Origin of the sequence: Collinsella aerofaciens ATCC 25986 (assembly GCF_964259375.1) — a bacterium.
GTDB lineage: Bacteria > Actinomycetota > Coriobacteriia > Coriobacteriales > Coriobacteriaceae > Collinsella > Collinsella aerofaciens_BO.
In genome coordinates this window covers 1-21276 of record NZ_CAXVJM010000017.1, presented here as the reverse complement: position 1 = coordinate 21276, position 21276 = coordinate 1, and the positions used below count along the sequence as shown (strand labels likewise).

At 60.5% G+C, this 21276-nt stretch carries 17 protein-coding genes; 12 read left to right on the top strand and 5 right to left on the bottom strand.

Translation table 11 applies throughout. From position 1 onward, the window contains the following. Nucleotides 1-16: 16 nt before the first annotated feature. From ACEXKH_RS08025 to ACEXKH_RS07985, 9 genes are all read left to right on the top strand, one after another. A complete protein-coding gene (locus ACEXKH_RS08025) occupies nucleotides 17-811 on the top strand; it encodes a PTS mannose/fructose/sorbose/N-acetylgalactosamine transporter subunit IIC (RefSeq protein WP_117776742.1) in 795 nt (264 codons plus the stop codon). 13 nt (nucleotides 812-824) lie between these two features. Continuing rightward, the gene (locus ACEXKH_RS08020) at nucleotides 825-1658 is read left to right on the top strand and encodes a PTS system mannose/fructose/sorbose family transporter subunit IID (protein ID WP_035136780.1); all 834 of its coding nucleotides are present in this window, start codon (nucleotides 825-827) and stop codon (nucleotides 1656-1658) included. 199 nt (nucleotides 1659-1857) lie between these two features. Continuing rightward, nucleotides 1858-2841 carry an SIS domain-containing protein gene (locus ACEXKH_RS08015; RefSeq protein WP_230317570.1) on the top strand — a complete coding sequence of 328 codons (984 nt, stop codon included), beginning with the start codon at nucleotides 1858-1860 and terminating at the stop codon, nucleotides 2839-2841. 160 nt (nucleotides 2842-3001) lie between these two features. Next, nucleotides 3002-3631 (top strand): HAD family hydrolase, encoded by a 630-nt coding sequence (locus ACEXKH_RS08010; RefSeq protein WP_343006533.1) that lies wholly within the window; start codon nucleotides 3002-3004, stop codon nucleotides 3629-3631. Between the two features lie 355 nt (nucleotides 3632-3986). After that, the gene (locus tag ACEXKH_RS08005; protein WP_373573716.1) at nucleotides 3987-4994 is read left to right on the top strand and encodes a YitT family protein; all 1008 of its coding nucleotides are present in this window, start codon (nucleotides 3987-3989) and stop codon (nucleotides 4992-4994) included. Nucleotides 4995-5214: 220 nt separating this feature from the next. After that, entirely contained in the window at nucleotides 5215-5934 is a 720-nt protein-coding gene (locus ACEXKH_RS08000) for a GntR family transcriptional regulator (RefSeq protein ID WP_250787060.1), read from the top strand. A gap of 373 nt (nucleotides 5935-6307) precedes the next feature. After that, on the top strand, nucleotides 6308-8281 hold the full coding sequence (locus ACEXKH_RS07995) for a RecQ family ATP-dependent DNA helicase (protein WP_373573715.1): 1974 nt from the start codon (nucleotides 6308-6310) through the stop codon (nucleotides 8279-8281). Between the two features lie 2 nt (nucleotides 8282-8283). Next, the gene (locus tag ACEXKH_RS07990) at nucleotides 8284-9039 is read left to right on the top strand and encodes a GntR family transcriptional regulator (RefSeq protein WP_373573714.1); all 756 of its coding nucleotides are present in this window, start codon (nucleotides 8284-8286) and stop codon (nucleotides 9037-9039) included. Between the two features lie 142 nt (nucleotides 9040-9181). Further along, nucleotides 9182-10150, top strand: a complete 969-nt coding sequence (locus ACEXKH_RS07985; protein ID WP_373573713.1) for an SIS domain-containing protein — start codon at nucleotides 9182-9184, stop codon at nucleotides 10148-10150. Nucleotides 10151-10529: 379 nt separating this feature from the next. On the opposite strand, the gene ACEXKH_RS07980 is transcribed toward ACEXKH_RS07985, so the two are convergent. After that, nucleotides 10530-11507, bottom strand: coding sequence for an L-lactate dehydrogenase (locus ACEXKH_RS07980; RefSeq protein ID WP_118066164.1), 978 nt, complete (start codon nucleotides 11505-11507; stop codon nucleotides 10530-10532). 211 nt (nucleotides 11508-11718) lie between these two features. On the opposite strand from ACEXKH_RS07980, the gene metA reads away from it, so the two are divergent. Then, a complete protein-coding gene (gene metA / locus ACEXKH_RS07975) occupies nucleotides 11719-12645 on the top strand; it encodes a homoserine O-acetyltransferase MetA (protein ID WP_373573712.1) in 927 nt (308 codons plus the stop codon). A 443-nt stretch (nucleotides 12646-13088) separates the two neighbouring features. Then, on the top strand, nucleotides 13089-14051 hold the full coding sequence (locus ACEXKH_RS07970) for a hypothetical protein (protein WP_373573711.1): 963 nt from the start codon (nucleotides 13089-13091) through the stop codon (nucleotides 14049-14051). 218 nt (nucleotides 14052-14269) lie between these two features. Here the strand turns inward: ACEXKH_RS07970 and ACEXKH_RS07965 are convergent, their stop codons facing one another. The 3 genes from ACEXKH_RS07965 to ACEXKH_RS07955 form a co-directional block, all read right to left on the bottom strand. After that, a complete protein-coding gene (locus ACEXKH_RS07965) occupies nucleotides 14270-14866 on the bottom strand; it encodes a 5-formyltetrahydrofolate cyclo-ligase (RefSeq protein WP_373573710.1) in 597 nt (198 codons plus the stop codon). A 140-nt stretch (nucleotides 14867-15006) separates the two neighbouring features. Continuing rightward, nucleotides 15007-15336 carry a type II toxin-antitoxin system HicB family antitoxin gene (locus tag ACEXKH_RS07960; protein ID WP_373573709.1) on the bottom strand — a complete coding sequence of 110 codons (330 nt, stop codon included), beginning with the start codon at nucleotides 15334-15336 and terminating at the stop codon, nucleotides 15007-15009. Beyond that, entirely contained in the window at nucleotides 15329-15592 is a 264-nt protein-coding gene (locus ACEXKH_RS07955) for a type II toxin-antitoxin system HicA family toxin (protein ID WP_195239529.1), read from the bottom strand. Before ACEXKH_RS07955 ends, ACEXKH_RS07960 begins: the two co-directional genes overlap by 8 nt. 213 nt (nucleotides 15593-15805) lie before the next feature. Here ACEXKH_RS07955 and ACEXKH_RS07950 point away from each other — a divergent pair, with 213 nt between their 5' ends. Continuing rightward, nucleotides 15806-17461 (top strand): zinc-ribbon domain-containing protein, encoded by a 1656-nt coding sequence (locus tag ACEXKH_RS07950; RefSeq protein WP_373573708.1) that lies wholly within the window; start codon nucleotides 15806-15808, stop codon nucleotides 17459-17461. 310 nt (nucleotides 17462-17771) lie between these two features. Here ACEXKH_RS07950 and ACEXKH_RS07945 read toward each other — a convergent pair whose 3' ends face one another. Further along, a complete protein-coding gene (locus ACEXKH_RS07945; protein WP_373573707.1) occupies nucleotides 17772-20810 on the bottom strand; it encodes an insulinase family protein in 3039 nt (1012 codons plus the stop codon). Nucleotides 20811-21276 lie beyond the last annotated feature (466 nt).

Below are 21276 nucleotides of genomic sequence, written 5' to 3'. Positions count from 1 at the left end.
CTGAAAGGAGAAGGGTATGAATACGTTCATCAGTGCGGTGCTCGTCGGCCTCGTCGGCGTGTTCTGCATGTGGGACTCCCGCCTGCTCGGTCGTCTTAACTTCGAGCAGCCCCTCGTTGGCGCTACGCTCGTCGGTCTGCTGCTGGGCGATGTGCCCACCGGCCTTGCCGTCGGTGCCGCCGTCGAGCTCGTGTCCATGGGCCTGGTGCAGGTCGGCGCCGCCGTTCCGCCCGATATGGTCCTGGGCGGCATCGTGGCCGCTGCCTTTGCGTGCCTGACCGATGCTTCCGCCGAGACCGCCATGACGATCGCCATCCCGGTCGCCGTCCTGGGTCAGCTCCTCGGCATCGTGTTCCGTTCCATCATCGCCGCCCTCACCCATGTGGCAGATAGCGCGATCGATAACGGTAACTTCAAGACCGCCTACCGTATGCACATCTGCGCCGGCTCCGGTCTGTACGCCATCATGTACTTCCTGCCGATCTTCCTCGCCGTCTTTGTTGGCACCGACCTGGTTCAGGCCATCGTCAACATGGTTCCCGAGTGGCTGTCCACTGGTCTTAACGTTTCGACCAAGATCATGACTGCCTACGGCTTGGCCCTGCTGCTCACCATGATGATCAAGAAGGGTATGACTCCGTTCCTGTTCATCGGTTTCCTGCTCGCTGCTTACCTCAACCTGTCCGTCATCGCGGTCGCTCTGATCGGTGTGTGCCTGGCTGTCGTCTTCATGGGCTTCAAGTTCAACGGTTCCCATGCAGCCGCCGGTGTCGATTCCGACTACGATCCGCTCGAAGACGACGAAGACTAAGGAGGAACACACTATGGCAACCGCAACCAAGGACGTGTCCCTGAACAAGAAGGTCAGCCAGTTCTTCTGGCGCTCCTGGGCCATCCAGGCCTCTTGGAACTACGAGCGTCAGATGAACATGGGCTTCCTCTACGGCATGGTTCCCACGCTCGATCGCCTCTATCCGGATGAGTCCGATCCCAAGCAGCTCGCTGCTAAGAAAGAGGCTTACCACCGTCACATGGCGTTCTACAACTGCACCCCGCAGACGAGCGCTTTCATCCTGGGCCTCTCCGCCTCCATGGAGGAGGAGTACGCCAAGGATCCCGAGAACTTCGACCCCGATTCGATCAACGCGGTCAAGACCTCCCTCATGGGTCCGCTTTCCGGCATCGGTGACTCCTTCTTCCAAGGCACCATCCGCGTTATCGCCTTTGGTCTGGGCGTTCAGCTGGCTCAGCAGGGCTCCATCATGGGCCCGATCCTGGCCATGCTCATCTCCATCGTCCCCTCCGTGCTGATCACTTGGTTCGCAGCCAAGATGGGCTATCAGGGCGGCCACGAGTACCTGAGCAAGCTTCAGGGCGGCGACCTCATGGAGAAGCTCATGTATGTCTGCGGCATCGTGGGTCTTATGTCCGTGGGCGGCATGATCGCCACGCTGATTGGCGCCACCACCCCGCTGCAGTTCGCTGAGGGCACCGTCGTTATCCAGGACATCCTGGACGGCATGATGCCCCAGATGATCTCCCTTGGCCTCACCGGCCTTATGTACTGGCTCATCAAGAAGAACGTCAACACCGGTTGGCTTCTCGTGATCGCCATCGTGGGCGGCATCGCCCTCTCCGCGGCCGGCATCCTGGCCTAGTCGCGACTAAGCGTCTAACCGCTTTCCCCCGGGGGCCTGCCTGGCATCCCATACCCCAGGCAGGCTTCCATCCCCAAATGTGTCAAAGGGACAGTCCCTTTGTCGCATCCTCAACGGGCCGGCGACTCGGTCCAAATTACGGTAACCCTGCGTGCGTCCGGCAATGTGGCGCCGCAAAAAATCGAAAGGAATGTGTCAGATGTACGAGATCGACCTTAACCTCCCTAAGCAGATCGTCGCTGACGTCCTGTCCAACCACGAGATCCACAGCGTCGCCTTCGTCGGCTGCGGCGCTTCCATGTCCGACCTTTACCCCGCCAAGTACTTCCTGGCCAACAACACGGACAAGCTGAACGTTCAGATCTTCACCGCTAACGAGTTCAACTACGACACGCCCTCCTGGGTCAACGAGCACACCTTCGTGATCACCTGCTCCCTCGGTGGCTCCACGCCCGAGACCGTCGAGGCCAACAAGACCGCCAAGAAGCACAACTGCCCGGTCGTCTCCCTCACCAACAAGGCTGGCTCCGCTCTGACCGTCGACGCTGATTACGTCATCGTTCACGGCTTCCACGCCAACTTCGCTGCCAAGTGCGAGAAGCCCGGCTACGCCATCGCTCTTGCTGTCGAGATCCTTCAGCAGACCGAGGGCTATGACCACTACGAGGACATGATCACCGGCCTCACCAACGTCTTCGAGCTCTGCGAGAACGCCGCTCAGCACTGCAAGAAGCTCGCCAAGAAGTTCGCTGAGGACTTCAAGGACGACAAGATGATCTACTTCATGGCTTCCGGTGCCTCCGAGAAGATGGCTTATTCTCACGCCGCCTTCCTGTTCACCGAGATGCAGTGGATCGACGCCGCCGCCTACAACACCGGCGAGTACTTCCACGGCCCGTTCGAGGTTTCCACCGAGGGTAAGCCCTACGTCTTCTTCATGTCCGATGGCGCTACCCGTCCGATGGATGCCCGCGCCCTCACCTTCCTTGAGCGCATGGGCGCCAAGGTCGCTCTGATCGACTCCAAGGACTACGGCCTGGCTGACGCCGTGCCCGCGAGCGTCGTCACCTACTTCAACCCGCTGCTGCACCTCGCCGTTATGCGCGAGTATGGCAACCAGATCGCCGAGGCCCGTCAGCACCCGCTGACCATGCGTCGCTACATGTGGAAGCTTTCCTACTAATCACAAGTAAGTAGACCTTACGGGTTGATTGAGAGGGGATGGGGTTTGCGCCCCGTCCCCTTTTTTGCTCTGGGAAGGGCGTGTCTGTCGCGCCGCAAAACCCCAGATAAAACCTACCAAAATAAACCTGTCCCTTTTTGGCAGGTGGGAGGAGATGCGTATGATCAAAGCAGTGCTGTTTGATATGGACGGCGTGCTGGTCGATACCGAGTGGTTCTACAACCGTCGTCGCGTGGCGTTTATGGAAGAGAAGGGGTTCCATTTTGACGAGATCCCCGATCTTTCGGGGTCTAACGAGCCGGCCATTTGGGAGGCGCTGGTGCCCGACGATGTTGAGCTGCGCGAGCGCCTGCGCGTGGAGTATAAGCAGGTCTACAGCCCGGACCACCCCGTTCCGTATGCCGAGCTGCTCAACGAGCAGACGGAGCCGGTGATGCGTGAGCTGCACGAGCGCGGCGTGAAGTGTGCCATCGCGAGCTCGTCCTATCGCGAGCTTATTGACGAGCTGGTGGAGATTGCCGGCATTGCCGATGTGCTGGACTACACCATCAGCGGTCACGAGTGCAGTGCGTTTAAGCCCGATCCCGAGATCTATTTGCGTGCCATGGAGGCGCTGGGGGTGGAGCCTGCCGAATGCCTGGTTATCGAGGACTCGCCTTTGGGCATCGAGGCCGGCAAGCGCTCCGGCGCCCGCGTCCTGGCGCTGCGTCCGCACGAGGGCGTCAACCTCGATCAATCGCGAGCCGATGCCGTTATCGATAATCTGACCGACATTTTGGCCGCTTTGTAGTGTCAATCCGCCGCGAGAAGCACGGGTTCAAACGTTTTTTGCGGTGGACTGGCTCAATTTGGTTTCGATTTTGATCCGTTTGGCTTCGATTCGGGCTAAGTGAGTAGATCTTTTGACGCAGGCCGAGCACAATGCATATCTTCCTTTGTAAAACCGCAGGTCACAGGGGTGGCGGTTTTTGGGTGCGCTCTGCAGATCGTAAAAAGTCTACTCACTTGTAATTTGGGCCTTTGGTCGTGGGGTTGCTGGTCCCGTTTTGGTTGTCGAGGGAGGGCGAATTGAAGCGCCCTCGCACGCTCCGTGCTACAATCGCCGACATGCCTCACAACTAGATTTGCCTTCGAAAGGAGCCCGCGTGGCGAACGCCATCGATCAGCTCACGGACCGAGTGCTCGTGCTCGGCCGTCTCACCATCGTCCGCCGCGCCATTACTGCAGTGGCGGTCACAATTTCCGCCGTTCTCCAGACATTTCTGATCCAGGCGTTCATCCAGCCCGCCGACCTGCTTCCGAGCGGTCTTACCGGCGTCGCGGTCCTGCTCGATCGCGTTACCTCGCTCGGCGGCGTTCACATCGACATCTCGCTCGGTATGCTCGCGCTCAACATCCCCGTGGCGCTCCTATGTTGGAGCGGCATTAGCAAGCGCTTCGTCATCTTCTCGATGATGCAGGTCATGCTCTCATCGCTGTTTCTCAACGTCTTTCACTTCGCTCCGTTTTTGGGCGACAAGATCATGCTCATCATTTTTGGCGGCGTGGTCTCGGGTCTGGGCGCTGCCATCGCGCTTAAATCCGGCGCATCCACCGGCGGCACCGACTTTATCGCGCTGTGGGTTTCCAACCACACGGGCAAGACCATCTGGGGCGTCATCTTTGGTTTCAACTGCTTTATCCTGGCGATCTTTGGCTTTATGTTTGGCTGGGACAAGGCGGCGTACTCCATCGTGTTCCAGTTTATTTCGACCAAGACCATCGACAGCTTCTATCGTCGCTACGACCGCGTGACGCTGCAGATCACGACGCGCAAGGCGGACGAGGTCATGACCGCCTATGTTGACCATTTTCAGCACGGCATTAGCTGCGCCGAGGTCATTGGCGGATACAGCCGCGAGAAGATGTACCTGCTGCACGCCGTTGTCTCGACTTACGAGAGCCAGGACATTATCAAGCTGGTGTGCGACATTGATCCCGGTGCCGTGGTCAATGTGTTCCACACGCTCAACTTTGTGGGCGGCTGGTGGGGCGGTCATGTCGACGAGCCCATGCCCACGGCCGTACCCGATCCCGACAAGCCCGCACGCATGGCCAGCAGGCAGGCGCGCCTCAGCGAGCAGGACAGCCTGCAGCAGGACGACGGCAAGTAGGGTTTTGGCATTTTGCTGGCCTGGCGCAATCCTGTCCGCTTGAGCCTCCCGAAAGCCTCGCTGCTTTCGGGAGGCTCTCGTTTGCCCAGATAAAACCTACCAAAAAGAAGCTGTCGCTTTTTGGTAGGGAGGGTGTATCGTTTTATCAATATGAGGTAACATGAAACTAGACGTTATATACGTATTAGTTATTTCGATATTCCGATAAGAGTGATTAGATATGCCTGCGCCCAAAAATGCACCGCTTTACCAGCAGATTTATGACGAGATCAAGGATGCGATCGAGAAAGGTGTTTATGCACCCAAGGAGCGTATTCCGTCCGAGCTTGAGCTAGCCGAGCAGTACGACGTGAGCCGAATTACGGTGCGTCGCGCCGTCGAGGAGTTGTGCTCCGATGGCTACCTGGTTAAGCAGCAGGGCCGCGGCACCTTTGTCTCCACGCCGCACATCAATCGCCAGTTCCACGCCTCGACGCTGCAGACGTTTACCGCGCTGTGTGCCAACAACGGCATGAAGGCCGGTGCGCATGTGGTCGATCGCCAGATTGTTCCGGCGCGCCAAAACGAGATGGAGTTCTTTGGTTTGCAGAAGGACGCGCTGCTGCTGCATATCAAGCGCGTGCGTACGGCCGACGGCGAGCCCATATTTGAGGAGAACATCTTTGTGCCGTTTGACGCCTACCGTGAGCTGTTGACGGCCGATCTTGAGGACAAGTCGATTTTTGCCGAGGTCGAGCGTGTTGGCGGAACGCCGATTGTCTCGGTTGGCTACCGTACGGTCGAGGCCGTTCGCGCCAATGCCGAGCAGGCGGCCGAGCTGGGCATTGCCCCGCATGATCCGCTGCTCAACCTGCGCGCCGGCTTTACCGGTCCCAACGATGAGCCGGTTTTGCTCGGCAAACAGTACTACGTGGGTAGCCGCTACGTCATGGTGATGTAGCTCTAGTTGCGCGGTTTTCCAAACCGCGCAACGGCTCGACGCTACAAGCCCGCCAGAGCGGCAATCTGCCTTTCAACTTCGGCGGCATGACCAGAAGGTCAATGCCGCCTTGTTTCAAGGCACCTTGCTCGCTCTGGCGGGCTTTCGCTGACATTGCCAAAACATCGACTACCCATAGAATGAGCGTGGATAATCTCCCGTTTTTGGCTCGGTTATGACCTCAAAGTGGGAGATTATCCACGCTCATCCGGAAAGTGTCCAAAAATCCACGCTCGTTCCCTTCGGATTGCATCGCCCGTGGCCGGCAGCCGGGCGGCGCCGGTCCGCGTGGCGGCGTATAATCGGCGGCAGATGACTTGGACGTTAGGAAACCATGACCGAAAGCATGCAGCAGATGGCGCTCGACACGCTCGGCGCCTATTTTGGCTACACCTCGTTTCGCCCGGGGCAGGACCGCATGGTCGATGCGATCCTTGCCGGTTGCGACGCGCTGGGCGTTATGCCCACGGGCGCCGGCAAGTCCATTTGCTACCAGGTGCCCGCGCTCATGCTGCCCGGTATCACCTTTGTGGTGAGTCCGCTGCTGTCGCTTATGGAGGATCAGACCCGTGCGTTGCTCGCGGCGGGTGCGCGACCCAGCTATCTCAACTCCAGCCTTACGCCGGCTCAGCAAAATACCGTGCTCAAACGTGCTCGTGAGGGGCGCTACCAGCTTATGTACGTGGCGCCCGAGCGCCTGCTCGAGCCGCGCTTTTTAGCCTTTGCGCAGGAAGCTGCGGCCGAAGGCGGCATCGGCGTGCCGCTCGTGGCCATTGACGAGGCCCACTGCGTGAGCCAGTGGGGCCAGGATTTCCGCCCCGCCTACCTGCAGATTCGCGAGTTCATCGATTCCCTGCCGCGGCGCCCCATCGTGGCGGCCTTTACCGCTACGGCGACCGAGCGCGTGCGCACGGACATTCAGCAGATGCTCGGTCTGCAAAACCCTGCGACGGTGGTGACGGGCTTCGATCGCAAGAACCTCTACTTTGGCTGCGAGGAGATGGGCGACAAGGCCAAGGCCGCGTGGGTGCGCGACTATGTGATCGCGCATTCGAGCGAGAGCGGCATCGTGTATTGCTCGACCCGCAAGACCGTCGATGCGCTGGCAGGAGAGCTTACCGAGGCTCTGGGCCCCAGCGGCATTCGCGTGGGCCGCTACCATGCCGGCATGGGTAATGACGCCCGCCGCCAAAGCCAGCGCGCCTTTATCGACGACGATATTCAGGTGATGGTTGCCACCAACGCCTTTGGCATGGGCATCGACAAGCCCAACGTGCGCTACGTGATCCACAACAACGTGCCCGAGAGCATCGAGGCATACTACCAAGAGGCGGGCCGCGCCGGCCGCGATGGCGATCCGGCCAGCTGTCACCTGCTGTGGAACGGAAACGATTTTCGAATGCGTCGCTTCTTGATCGACCGCGGCGATGCGGCCGACGAGGCGCTCGACGACGAGCAACGCGCGTGGGCGCTCCAAAATCGATATCGCCTGCTCAGCCAGATGGAGGGCTACTGCAATACCACCGGCTGTCTGCGCGAATACATGCTGCGCTACTTTGGCGACGAGGCTGCAGCCGAGCATGCGGCTGCGGGCGGCGCCGCCACGGACGACGCCGAGGGCTGCGGCAACTGCAGCAACTGCCTCACGCAGTTCGAGGTCGAGGACGTCACCGATATGGCCCGCGCCGCCGTGCGCTACGTCGCCACGCGCCCCATGCGCTTTGGCAAGTCGCTCATCGCCGACGTGCTCCACGGCGGCAACACCGAGCGCATTCGCCAGATGCATCTGGACGAGGATTGCGGCTACGGTGAGCTGTCGAGCGAATCGGTCGGGCGCATCAAGGACATCATCGGCCAGCTGTGCGGCCGTGGCTATCTGGCCACCTCGCAGGGGCAGTACCCGGTCGTGGGGCTCGGTCCGCGCGCCGGCGAGGTCGAGGACGAGGCGTTCGCCTTTACCGTTAAGCGTCGCGCGTCCAAGCGCAAGGCCTCGGCACGCGCCCGCCGTGCGGTGGATCTGCTGCGCGAGGAGGCCGAGCTGGATCAGCGCCCGCGCGTGGGCGACGATGCCGAGCTGTTCGAGCGTCTGCGCGCCCTGCGCAAGGAGATTTCGACCGAGCTGGAGATGGCGCCGTATATGGTCTTCTCCGACAAGGCCCTGCGCGGCCTGTGCCGCCTGCGCCCTCAGACGCGTGCCGAGCTGATCCAGGTCAACGGCATTGGCGAGAAAAAGGCCGACGCCTTTGGCGAGCAGTTTATGGCGTCGATTGAAGAATTTGAGTCCGAGCATGCGCGGGATGGAGCGTAACGATGGCATTCGACGATAAAACCGGCAGCTCAGATGTGTCCGCCGTGCCGCTGTACCAGCAGGTTATGGACGACCTGAAGGGTGAAATCGCCCGCGGCGTGTACCCTGCCGGCTCGCGCATTCCTTCCGAGATGGAGCTCGCGAAGTCCTACGGCGTGGGGCGCATCACCGTACGCCGTGCCATCGAGGAGCTGTCGCGCGCGGGCTACCTCAACCGCCAGCAGGGGAGGGGCACCTTTGTATGCGCTCCCAAGCTCAAGCGCAAGATTCGCCAGAAGGGCGACGTACAGAGCTTCACCGAGGGTTGTGCCGCCAACGACATGGTGGCCGGAGCACGCTTGGTATCGCGTACGGTGGTTGCGGCGACGCGCGAGGACGCGGCGTTTTTTGGTGTGGAACCCGGCTGCGAGCTCATCGTGGTCGAGCGCGTGCGCACGGCCGACGGCGTGCCCGTCATGCTCGAGAACAACGCCTTTGTGCTTGCCGACCATCCCTACCTGCAGACGCTGGCCGATAAGGACCTTGCCGATAACTCAATCTTTGCACTCGTTGCCGAGCATTCGGGTCGCGCGCCGCTCAAGTCCGATTCCTGCACCGTGGAGATTGCGCTGGCGGATGCCCAGGCGGCCCCGCTGCTGGAGGTGCCGGTCGGCGAGCCGCTCTTCTATATGGAGGCCTACTTTACCGACGCCGACGGGCGCCCTCTACTGCTCGGCCGCCAAAAGATCGTGGGCTCGCGCTACGTCTTCGACATCTAACGTCCATAGATAGAACAACATAGAACAAGTTTGGTGAAATGGCTTCATCCACGCCGGCTTGCGTGCTATAAATAGGACAACATAGAACGACCGCAGGTACGAGCCGTCGTCGTTCAAAACTGCCACACAAGGAGGCATCACCATGAACGCACATGATCTGATTCAGGAAATCATCGAGCGCAAAGGCAAGATCGAGAACGTCTTTTGGATCGCTTGTGGCGGTTCGATGATCGACCTGATGCCGGCCAACGAGCTGCTCAAGCGCGAGGCCACCACGTTTACCTCGACGGTCTACACGGCACGTGAGTTTTGCCTGATGGCCCCCAAGAGCCTAGGGCCGAAGTCGCTCGTTATTGCCTGCAGCCACAGCGGCAACACGCAAGAGGTCGTCGACGGCTGCGAGATGGCGCTGGCAGCCGGCGCCGAGGTCGTCGCCCTCACCGACTGCGAGGGCTCCAAGATCGACAACGGCAAGTGGACCACCTGGGTCTACCCCTGGGGCGAGGGCGTGTCGCAGGCCGAGGTGCCGCAGGGCATCGGCGCTCTGATCGCCGCCGAGCTGCTCGACCAGCAGGAAGGCTACGAGGCACTCGCCGACATGTACGAGGGCCTCAAGCAGATGGATGCGCTGCTGCCCGCCGCCCGCGAGAAGGTCAACGCCGAGCTGGGCGCCCGCTTTGCCGAGCTCTGCCAGCAGCACAAGTTCTTCTATATCCTGGGGTCCGGCCCCAACTTTAGCCAGACCTACGCCATGGCCATCTGCTCGCTCATGGAGATGCAGTGGCAGCACTGCTGTTACATCCACTCCGGCGAGTATTTCCACGGCCCGTTCGAGGCCACCGAGCCCGGCGTATTCTACTTTGTGCAGCTCGGATCGGGCGAGTGCCGCCCCATGGAGGAGCGCGCGCTGGCGTTCCTCAACACGCACACCGACACGATCATGGTGCTCGACGCGCTTGAGTATGGCGTGGGCGAAGTGCCTACCAGCGTGCGTTCGTTCCTGGAGCCGATCTTCTTCTACGCGATGAGCTGTGAGCTGCGCGCCGCCCGCGGCAAGGTGTTCGACCACAGTCCCGAGATCCGTCGCTACATGGGCATCGAGCAGTACTAATATACCGGGAATAACCTCTCACGACGGGGTCTACGCTGCGCGCGGGCCCCGTTTTGCGTTGTGGCGGCCGGATTCGTGTCTGCGCGAAAACGAAGGTGAATACTTTTCCGCGAAGTGAACGACCTATTTTGGACCCCCGAAGCATCCACACTTTTTAACGCCAAAACTGCAGGGAAAACTCGGCGAAACCGCAGGAAACGGCGTCTGAAAAGTGTCGATGCTTCGGGGGCTCGTTTTTGCTCGTTCACTTCGCGGAAAAGTATTCACTTTCGATTCGCAAGGGCACTGCGTGAGTCAAAAAAGCGGGCCGCGCCGGGGATTTCCGGCGCGGCCCGCTTAGTATCGTGCTTCGATTCGCAAGGTTGCGGCAGCCAGCGGTCTACTTTGCGTCGTAGGCCTCGGCGTCCCACCAGTCGAGCTGGGCGATGTTGTCGCGAATGTGCTGGCAGCTCTTGTGGAAGCCCTCGAGCTCGTACTCGGACAGGTCGAGCGTGTAGACCTCCTCGACGCCCTCGGCGCCGATCACGCACGGCAAGGATGTGAAAATGCCCTCCTCGCCATACTGGCCGGTCATAAGCGTAGAGGCCGAAAGCACGGCGTGCTCGTTGTGCAGCACGGCGGCGCAGACGCGCGCGGCGGAGTTGGCGACGGCGTACTCGGTGCACTGCTTGCCCTGGTAGGTCACATAGCCGCCCTTGCGCGCGAGCTCCTCGACCTCCATGTGGTCAAAGGCGTACTTGTCGGGGTTCTCGGCCTGAAGCTCGTTGAGGCTCTTGCCGGCGATGGTCGCGGCCTTAAAGGCAGCCAGCTGGCTAAAGCCGTGCTCGCCGATCATGTAGGCGTCGATGGACTTGGGGCTCACGCCGACCTTCTTGGAGATCTCGGTGCGCAGGCGGGCGGAGTCCAGGCCGCAGCCCGAGCCGATGATCTTCTTGGGATCGTAGCCGGTCAGGTGCCACAGCTCGGTGCACACGACGTCGCAGGGGTTGGAGATGCTCACAAAGATGCCGTCGAAGCCGGCGTCGACGATGCGCTTGGCAAAGGTGCGCGCGGCGTCGGTGGTAAAGAACAGCTCACCGTCGCGGTTGCCAGCGGCCAGCGCGACCTTACCGGCGGCGTTGACGATGACGTCGCAGCAGGCCAGCTCCTCGTAGTGGTCGTAGCAGTTGACGATCTTGGTGTTATACGGGACAAACGAAAGGGAGTCGCGCAGGTCCTGGACCTCGGACGTCACCTTGGCCTCGTTGATATCGCACAGGTACAGCTCGTCGGCAATGCCCTGCATAAGCAGGCTGTTGGCGACATGTGCTCCTACGTGGCCCTGGCCGACCACACCGATCTTACGCGTCTGGTACATATGAGTATCCTTTCGGCCGAGTATTTCGCGTCGAACCATTGTAGCGTCCAGCTGCCACTTTGCTAGACTAAAGCGCCGTAGATTTTTGGGACATGCCCTAATCTCTACTTTTGGGGTGATTTGGGCCGCTGACGGCATCGCTGGGCGATGTGCTCGCGCGGATGGGGCCGCTCGTTGTACCATAGCTGCAACTGACTCGTAAGGAGCATCCATGCCCATTCGCATCCCCGACGCCCTCCCTGCCGCCGCGCAGCTCGAGAGCGAGAACATCTTTGTCATGACCGAGTACCGCGCGCTGCACCAGGACATCCGCCCGCTGCGCGTGCTCATCCTCAACCTCATGCCCACCAAGATCGCCACCGAGACGCAAATCATGCGCAAGCTCTCCAACACGCCGCTGCAGGTGGAGGTGGACCTGCTGCGCACCAAAACGCACGAGGCCACGCACGTGAGCGCTGGCCACCTGGAGACGTTCTACCGCACGTTCGACGACATCCGCGACATCCACTACGACGGCCTGATCATCACGGGCGCGCCGGTTGAGCAGATGCCCTTCGAGGAGGTCGACTACTGGCCCGAACTCTGCCAGATCATGGATTGGTCCACCACACACGTGCACTCTACGCTGCACATTTGTTGGGGCGCGCAGGCGGGCCTGTATCACCACTACGGTATTCAGAAGCACGACCTGCCGGCAAAGGCGAGCGGCGTGTTCGAGCATTATCTGGTGAAGCCTCAAAGCCCGCTGGTTCGCGGCTTTGACGACCGTTTCTATGCCGTGCATTCGCGCAACACCGATGTGCGCCGTGAGGACGTGGAGGCCGAGCCGCAGCTTGAGGTTGTGGCCGTGTCCGACGAGGTGGGCCTGTACATCGTCAAGTCGACCGACAGCCGTCGCTTCTTTGTATTTGGCCATCCCGAGTACGATACCGACACGCTGCGTCTGGAGTACGAGCGCGACGTGAAGCGCGGCCTCAACCCTCAAGTGCCGGCGCATTACTTCCCAGGTGACGACCCCTCGGCCGAGCCGCGCAACGTCTGGCGCAGCCAGGCTCAGTTGCTCTACACCAACTGGCTCAACTACTACGTCTACCAGACCACGCCCTACGACCTAGCTCGCGCCGGCGAGGAGCACTAGGCTACGGCTGCTGCTGTGCCGGCGGCGTGACGAGCGTGGATATCCGGACGGACGAGCGTGGATTTTCGGACATTTACAAATCGAGCGTGGATAATCTCCCACTTTTGGCTTGAAACTAGGCTCAAAACGGGAGATTATCCACGCTCATTTTTTAGGCATGTAGATGCCGATGGCTCGGCTAAGCGACGGTGCGTGCAGAGGCAAAGTCGCATTTGGCGTAGTCTTGAATATCGACGGGTTTTTCTTTCTGATAATCCGATGGACCAAGGCCTCAAAATGTGGAGACAGGGACCTCTCGACAACCGCCCTACCTGCAGATATAAGACATCAGCCTAAAACGTCCAAAACCGTCAAGCATTTGGTCAGCGCCTGGACGGTATTTGGTCAGACTTCGCATGAAACCGTCTGGTACGTTTGCGCCGTTCCAAGATTTGGGAGGCGACATGGGAAACATGACGGCGAATCAAAGGCTTGCAAGTCACATTAAAGCATGCGAACAGCAGATGAGCTGCGTGTACGCGCGCACGGCGGCGGAGGCAAAGCAGATTCAGCGGCGGGCGGAGGCGGGAAGTCTCGAAGCGGTCATGCCGGGGCTGTATGCGCGTCCGGAATACTGGTTCGAGCTCAAGTTTCGGCAGCGTTATCTGCATCGGGTGCGGGCGCTTGCGCAAAAGCACCCCGACTGGACATTTTGCTCCTATACGGCGGCTGTTATCTATGGCCTTTCGGTTTCGCATGCCAATTTGACGCACATCCATATCGCCGCGATGCCGGCCCAATCGACGACGCCGGGCTCTCAGGTCATTCGTCATCGCTATGCTCGTCAAACACGGGCCACCCAGATGGATATCGCCGTAACCGATATCGATCAAACGATTACGGATTGCTTGGTCGATGCATCGTTTGTCGAGGGACTGATCATCGCGGATTCGGCACTCCATGAGCAACTTTTGTCGAAGGAGCATCTCGTTGAGACGGTCGATAAGCTTGGCCTGAATCGTCGCGGTGTTGTGATGGCGCGCAGGGTTGCGCGGTGTGCCGATGGCCTGTCGGAAAGCGGTGGCGAGTCCAAGGCGCGTGCCCTGATGATCGAGCGCGGCTGGCAGATGCCGGAGCTGCAAGTTGAGCTGTTCGACCCGGTTGAGCCGGGACGGCCGTATCGCGTCGACTACTTGTGGCGCGTGGGCGACCAGCTGATTATCGGTGAGTTCGACGGATTCGTTAAAAGCGAGAAAGCGGCGGAGGAGGGCAAGCTCGCAAAGGCGCAGTTCGATGAGCGTCAGCGCGAGTCGAGGCTTTCGCTGCTTGATAACTGCAAGATCGTGCGCTTGTGCTGGGATGATCTAAGGGATCCGACAAAGCTCGATCGCAAGCTCAAAGTCGCCGGCGTGCCGCGTGCGTGCTGAGGCAGTTGCAGAGCGTTTGGCTGCACAAGCGTGGAAATCCGGACGGATGAGCGTGGGAATTTAGACGCGATTTGGTTGAGCGTGGATTTTCGGACACACGAGCGTGGATTATCGGACGTTTGAATAATGAGCGTGGATAATCTCCCGTTTTTTGCCCCCGAATAGGCCCAAAGTGGGAGATTTTCCACGCTTATCTTGCGGGTACGATACAACGGCATTTAGGCGCTGACGATGTTGGGCAGCGGCAGATCGTGGGCGTCGGTGGGGACGTGGTCGACGCGCTGTTCGTCAAAGGCGATGCCGACGATTAGGCATTCAGGTGCAACTGTGGGCAGGTAGCGGTCGTAGCAGCCTCCGCCGTAGCCCAGGCGCGCGCCGGCGCGGTCGAAAGCCACGAGCGGCACGACAACTATGTCGAGCTCGGCGGCGGGCACGATGGGGCAGCGATTGCTGTCGATATCCGTAGCCGCGAAGGACCGCGTGGGATGAGCGATAAACGGAGCCGTGGATACATCGCCGGCGGCGACCGCCCGCATGCACATGCGCTGGCCGCATGCGGCGGCGTCGCTTGCCGAGAGCATGCACGGATAGGCTACGCGCCAGCCACGCGCGGCGGCCGCGGCGGCAAACGCGGCGGGGTCGACTTCGGAACCCATCGCGGCATAGACGGCAACGGTGCGTTGGCCCGCAGTGCCGCTGGACTCCATCAGCTCAACAAGCCGCGCGCATACAACAGCAGACTTCGCTGCCCGGACATCCAAATCAATAGCATCGCGCCGAGCAATCACCGCCCGTCGCAACTCAGCCTTATCCATCTCAACCTTCTCTCCCAAACCTACCAAAAAGGGACAGGTTTATTTTGGCAGGTTTTATCTGGGCAAACGCGATGGATTCACCCCAAACCACCACAAAGGTGCCTGTCCCCTTTGTGGTGGTTTGAGCCTAGGCGTTAATGCTATAACGCCGCAGCAATTGCTTCAGTCACAAACTTATTGAGTGACTCACCCTTCTTTGCCGCTGCCAGCGCTGCTTGCTTATGAAGCTCGGAACCCGTTCTTACGTTGAACGAGCCCTTAAAAGCCCGCTCGGGTTCCTTGCCCTTCTCGGCGCAAAGCTCAAGGTAATCGTCGACGGCGTCGTGGAAGCATTGCTCCACTTCTTCAGCCGTAGAGCCTTCAAATACGATTGCGTCCCTAATGCCGGTGACCATACCTGTTAGCACATGCTGTTCGGCATCGAACTCGACTGGGGCGAAATAACCCTTGTATGCCAAAACGTTACTCATGACTACCTCCGACATCTTGCAGAAATCGAACGATGTTTCGAATGGTCCCCGCTGTCAATTCGTCAGATGGATGTGGCGCGTGCATTACGAACATCCTGCCATCTGATGGCCTGTAGAAGCGAACGCGCGATCCGGATGTCTTGCCTTTGTTGTCCATTTCAAAGCCATATGAAGCCATGACTTTTAAAAAATCGGCATACCGATACGTCGAAGGGCAGCTAAGCAGTTGGGCGATGAGTTTATCGGTCCGCGTCATCCCGCCTCACATTCTGCAACTATATCCTAGTTGCAATTTAAGTCCGATGCAAGCATCCCTACTATAGAACATGTGTACGTATAGAACAAGTGTTCGAACTAACACAAAGGTGCCTGTTCCCTTTGTGGTGGTTTGGGCTGAATGTTGCGCAACAAGGGCTGCATTTTTGGGTTTACCTTCATGGTGGAAAGAATGCACCGAAAGGAGCCTGTCATGTTTTGTCGCTCGTGTGGCACGCCGCTTGTCGACGACGCCCTCTTTTGCCCCGTCTGTGGTGCGCCCGTAGCACCCGACCAGGTCGCGGCCGCGCAGCAACCCCAGCCTGCCGCGCCCGCTCCTCAGCAATACGTGCCCGTGCAGCAGCCCGTACGGCGAAAGCGTTCCAAGAAGCCCCTCATCGCCCTTGCCGCGGTGCTTGCCGTGGCGGCGGGCATCGGCGGCGGTGCGCTGTTCTACTTTACGCAGATCGCGACCACGCCTATCGACGAGAAGACCTTCCCGGATAGCGGCATGCGTGCGCTTGTCTCGACCAAGTACGACACTAACGGTGACGGCCGCATTTCACGCGACGAGGCCAAGGCGGTGACGTCGATCGAGCTGGACGGCGTTACGTCAACGCAGGGCCTGGGCAAGACATTCCCCAATATCGTTACAGTGGAGTCCGGCGACGACAAACTCGTCAACCTGGACCTTTCGGGCTGCGGCGAGCTTAAAACCGTTGAGCTTAACTCGGCGAGCAACGTCACCGTCGTTAACCTGGATGGTTGCGACAACATCGAGAAGCTCGATCTTTCAAATGCCGGGGAGCTCAAAAGCGTCGATCTTTCGGGCAAAAAGAAGCTCGCCACGTTGGAGCTGCCGCAGGATACGAAGGTTAGCGGCATTAAGGACACACAGCTTGACGAGCTGTGGCTGCCGGTGTCCTACGAGGGTACCGATAAATCGGACCAGTACGGCGATATCTACGAGATCGAGCGTGACGAGAACGGCTACGTCACGGGTTTCACGTCTGCCGTCAAGCAAGGCGGCGGCGTAAGCTACAGCGTTGAACATGACGAGACGCATCGTATCTCTGAGATTGAGGAAGATCTGGCGGGCGGTTACGAGAACGTCAACACGTTTACGTACGACGCCGACGGTAACGTCACGCGCATCGATTGCGATGCCGACATTAGCGATTCGTCGAGCACCACGACGTTTACCTACGACGCGGACGGAAACCTGATCAACAAGACGACCCATGCGGGTTACGGCGAGAGCGCGAGCACGTATATTTATCAGAACGGCAACATGGTGACCAACACCGATACCAGCCCGGCCAATCCTCGGACGGTCGTGTATTCGTACGGATACGACAAGGATCGCGTGACGTCCTTTACGCTGGACTGCCAGGGCGACACGGTGGGAACTACGTGGACGATCACCGCGGGCTATGAGTATGACAAGGACGGCAACATTTCGCGTATCTCGCCTGTGGCATATGACTCGCACGGCAACGATTACGGCTCGCTGAACTCGTATGCCGCGGTGGATTATTCGTACAGCGACGGAAAGCTCGACAGGATCGATTCCGAGCGCGGCGGCTATGCGGAGTTTTACTACGACGACCACGGCAACCTGACGTCGGTCGACGAGTATGCCGGCCGCGGTTCGGATGCCGAGTTTGAGTTTGAGCACGAGGTCGAGTACCAGCGCTACTTCTGCAGCAAGCACGAGAAGAACAAGCCGGAGGAGTGGATTCGTCTGGATGCAGAGTACGACGTCGACCAGGGTAGCTGGAGCAACGATTCCGACTATGGCCGTGAGTGCTTTGCAACCATGTACAAGCTCGATCCACTGGCGGCCAGGCTGAACCCGTTTATCAAGTAACAGCCCACTCGCAAACCACCCAAAGGGGGCAGACACCTTTGGGTGGTTTTTGCTGAAGGGCGGGTGTCTGCGGCGGTTTGTCTCGATCTGTAACAGTAACTCGGCAAAAATGGGCCTAGCTGTTACAGGTCGAGACAAAGAGCCGGCGCCATTCGGAAACGTCTTGATCTGTAACATCTGGAGCCGATATTGCCGCCTAGATGTTACAGATCGAGACAAAACTGGTGGGACGGGCTGAGCTGCCCCGCCCAAGCGGCGGAAAAAGAAAAGGTAGATTTTTAGGCATGTCCCAAAAATCTACCTTTGTGCGTTAGCCCAGCAGGTCGATGACGTTAAAGCCGGCGTTGCTCTTGGCGATGACGTCGCGGCCGCCAAAGACGCAGGTGGGCGACTCGGCTGCGATGCGCGTTACGTCGGCGCCGAGCGAGCGCAGCTCACCGGGCGTGGCGGCGAGCATCTGGGCGCGGCGCTCCTCGCGGGCGTGCGGATCGAGCCCGGCCAGGTAGGTCGTATTGCGGCGCTTGGTGAGCGCGTACGGCTTCACCGGTGCGTCCATGCCGCTTACGCAGCTCACAATAAAGCCCTCAAAGGCGGCCTCGTCGGGCTCAAAGCTGCCGAGCCATGCGCCCGCGCGTTCCATGCGCTCAATCGAAGGATCGACCGCCGGGTCGCGGTAGGTGTAGAACGCCGTCTGACGCTCGCCGGCCGCGCGGAATCCGCAGCCGTACGCACCGCCCTTCACGCGGATCTCGTTCCACAGGTAGTCGTAGGAGAGCGCGTTGGCGGCAACCGCCCAAGCGCCCGTCACGTCGATGTCCAGACGGCGCGGATCGCACGCGCACGCCGCAAAGCAGATGTCGCTGGGGATGACAAAAGCCTCGTGACGGTCGCGCGGCTCCGGTACCACGAGCGCGTTGCGGCCGGCATCGGCGCCGTCGCCCGCGCCCAGCCCCAGGTCGCCCGCGGCGTCCCAGTACGCGTCAAAGTCCTCATCGCTGCCGGTAAAGCTCGCCAGGCAGCCATCGGCCACAAAGATGCGGTCTGCCAGCTCGGCAAGCTTGGCGCGCAGGCCGTCCAGGCGCTCGTCAAAGTGCTCGAGCAGATCGCGCAGGAACAGGTAGAAGTCCGCGCCCGAAAGCTGCTCGCGAACCACGGCCGAAGGCGAGCTGTAGCTCATCGCGCGACCGAGCGCCGCCGAGTGGCCGTTGTTGATAAAGCCTTGCTCAAGCCCAATGCGAATCTGCGTGAGCACGTCGCGCACGCGGTCGGCGTCGGCATCGAGCAACAGCGTGCTCGACCACACCTCGCGCGGCAGGCTCGCCAGCGCGTCGATCTTTTCGGACAGGGCGCCGGCACTCACCAGCAGGTAGGGGCGCACGCCGTCCACGTCGGGCTGCGTCATGACCTCGGTCGTAAAGCTCAAAAAGCCCAGCTTGCCGGCAAGCAGGTTGTCGAGCTCCTCGGCCGAGTGCTCGCGTGTGGGCAGCTGCTTGAGCAGGCGGCAGAGCAGTGTCACGTAGGGCAGGTCCTCAAACGCGACGCAGCTCAGGTCGAAGTACTGCATGGCGTAGGCCAGACGGTTGGTGGGGATGCCGTGGCGCAGGCAGGGGATGGGCGCGGTCGTGTCCACGACCAGCGGCGGCTCGGGGCGCGCCTCTCCAATGTCGGATACACGCAGGCGCGGCAGCGTTGCCTTGTCCTCGGGCGTGTCCTCCGCCTCCTGCGCGGCACGCAGCGCGGCCGTGCGCTCGACCACGTCCGCCAGCTCGGCATCGGTCATGGCGTCGCGCTTGGTAGCCAGCTCGGCAGCTTCGGCGCCCTCCGCACCCTCGGCAGCGTCTACCGGAACCAGCTCGACCAGCGCCATGTGGTCGTTTTCCAGCACGAGCTCGCGCAGCAGGTCCTCAAAGTAGCTGCTGTCCAGCTCGCCGCGCAGCTCTTCGTACACCGGTCCGTACTTGAGCGCCAGCGTCGCGGCGTCGTCATCGTAGAGCCACGTGCTCAGCGCGTCGCACGCAATGGCCACGCCGTCGGCGATACCGTAGTCGCGCTGGCGCAGGTCGTACTCGTTGCTGCTGATGATAGCCTCCAGGCGCTCGCGCGGAACGCCATGCTCGCACAGGTCGCGGCAGGCGTCCTGGAACACGCGACGCAGCTCGCGCGCCACGCCGGGCTGCGCGTTCTGCAGCATGATGAGCTCGTAGGGCTGCAGGCTCTCGGCCGCGGTGTAGCTAACCACGTTGCCGCCCAGGCCGGCGGCCAGAATGGCCTTCTTAACTGGTGCCTCGTTGGAACCCAGCAGTGCCTCGAACAGGATGTCTGCCGCGATCGTGCGCTTACGGTCGAGCGCGCTGCCCAGCACCAGGCCCAGGCCTACCAGGGCGTTCTCGGGCGTGGTTGCCATCTCGACGCGCTTATACTCGCAGGTCACAGGCTCCTGCACGTCCAGCGGATTGGGAGCCAGCGTAGACGGGTCCTCGCCGGCGGCAACGGCAGCGTCCATGCGGCGGCTCGCAGCGCTCGGCTGCGACAGATAGCGCTCGTCCAAAAAGGCCAGCGCGCGGTCCACGTCCAGGTCGCCGTAGAGCGTGATGTAAGAATTGGAAGGATTGTAGTGGCGCGCGTGCGTATCCAGGAACTGCTCGTAGGTGAGCGCGGGAATCGCGCGCGGGTCGCCACCGCTCTCGTGCGCATAGGCGGTGTCGGGATAGAGCGCGGCGTTGACGGCGTCGTCCAGCACGCTCATGGGGTCGGACAGCGCGCCCTTCATCTCGTTGAACACCACGCCGTTATAGCGCAGCGTGCCCTCGCGCAGGCTCGCGGCGCTGCCGTCGTCCTCGACGCCCTCCGGCAGGTCCAGCTCGTAGTGCCAGCCCTCCTGTTCAAAAATGGTGGGCTTGGTATAGATGGCCGGGTTGAACACCGCGTCCAGGTACACGTCCATCAGGTTGTACAGGTCCTGCTCGTTGGTGGTGGCAACGGGGTAGATGGTTTTGTCGGGGTAGGTCATGGCGTTGAGGAACGTCTGCATGGAGCTCTTGATCAGATCGACGAATGGCTCCTTGACGGGGAACTTGGCCGACCCGCACAGCACCGAGTGCTCAAGAATATGGAACACGCCGGTGGAATCGGCCGGCGGCGTCTTAAAGCCAATGGCAAAGGCCTTGTTTTCGTCGTCGCACGCCAGGTACAGCAGGCGAGCGCCCGATGCGGTGTGGCGCAGCACGTAGGCGTTCGAGTCGAGCTCGGGCACGGTCTCGCAGCGCTCGACGGCAAAGCCGTGGCAGGTGGTACCGGGCACCAGCAGCGCGGCAGCAGCAGCGCGCGGGTCGGTTGAGGTGGTGGGCATATGCAGTCTCCTTTGACGCCCCAGCGGGGGCGAATCGAGTCGAATCCTCGAGAGTATACCCATATGGAGCGCGGCTCTGCAGCGAACTGAAGACGATGCCGGCTGATTGGGCGAGGTCTTTTTCAGATTGTCGCACGAGAGCTGGATATCCCGACGGACGAGCGTGGATATTCGGATGAAATAAGCCGCCGCTGGCTCAAAAACCGTCCAATTATCCACTCCCGCACAGCTCTCGTTTCTAAACCGTGGGACAAGAGATAGACGAGAGACGTATACGAGAGGTGGCTGTGCCGCAAAGAGCCAAACAATTAATAGTGCTGTTTGGTTGGTGATTGTTTTTCAGTAAAAACAGTTACGAATAAAGCAAGTTGCAAACAGTTGGCCCCTTATTGAGTAATCGCCTGCTTTAGCACTGCCGTTATTGCGAATCGGCACCGCTTCGGTATTTCCGCAATATTGCCCTCCA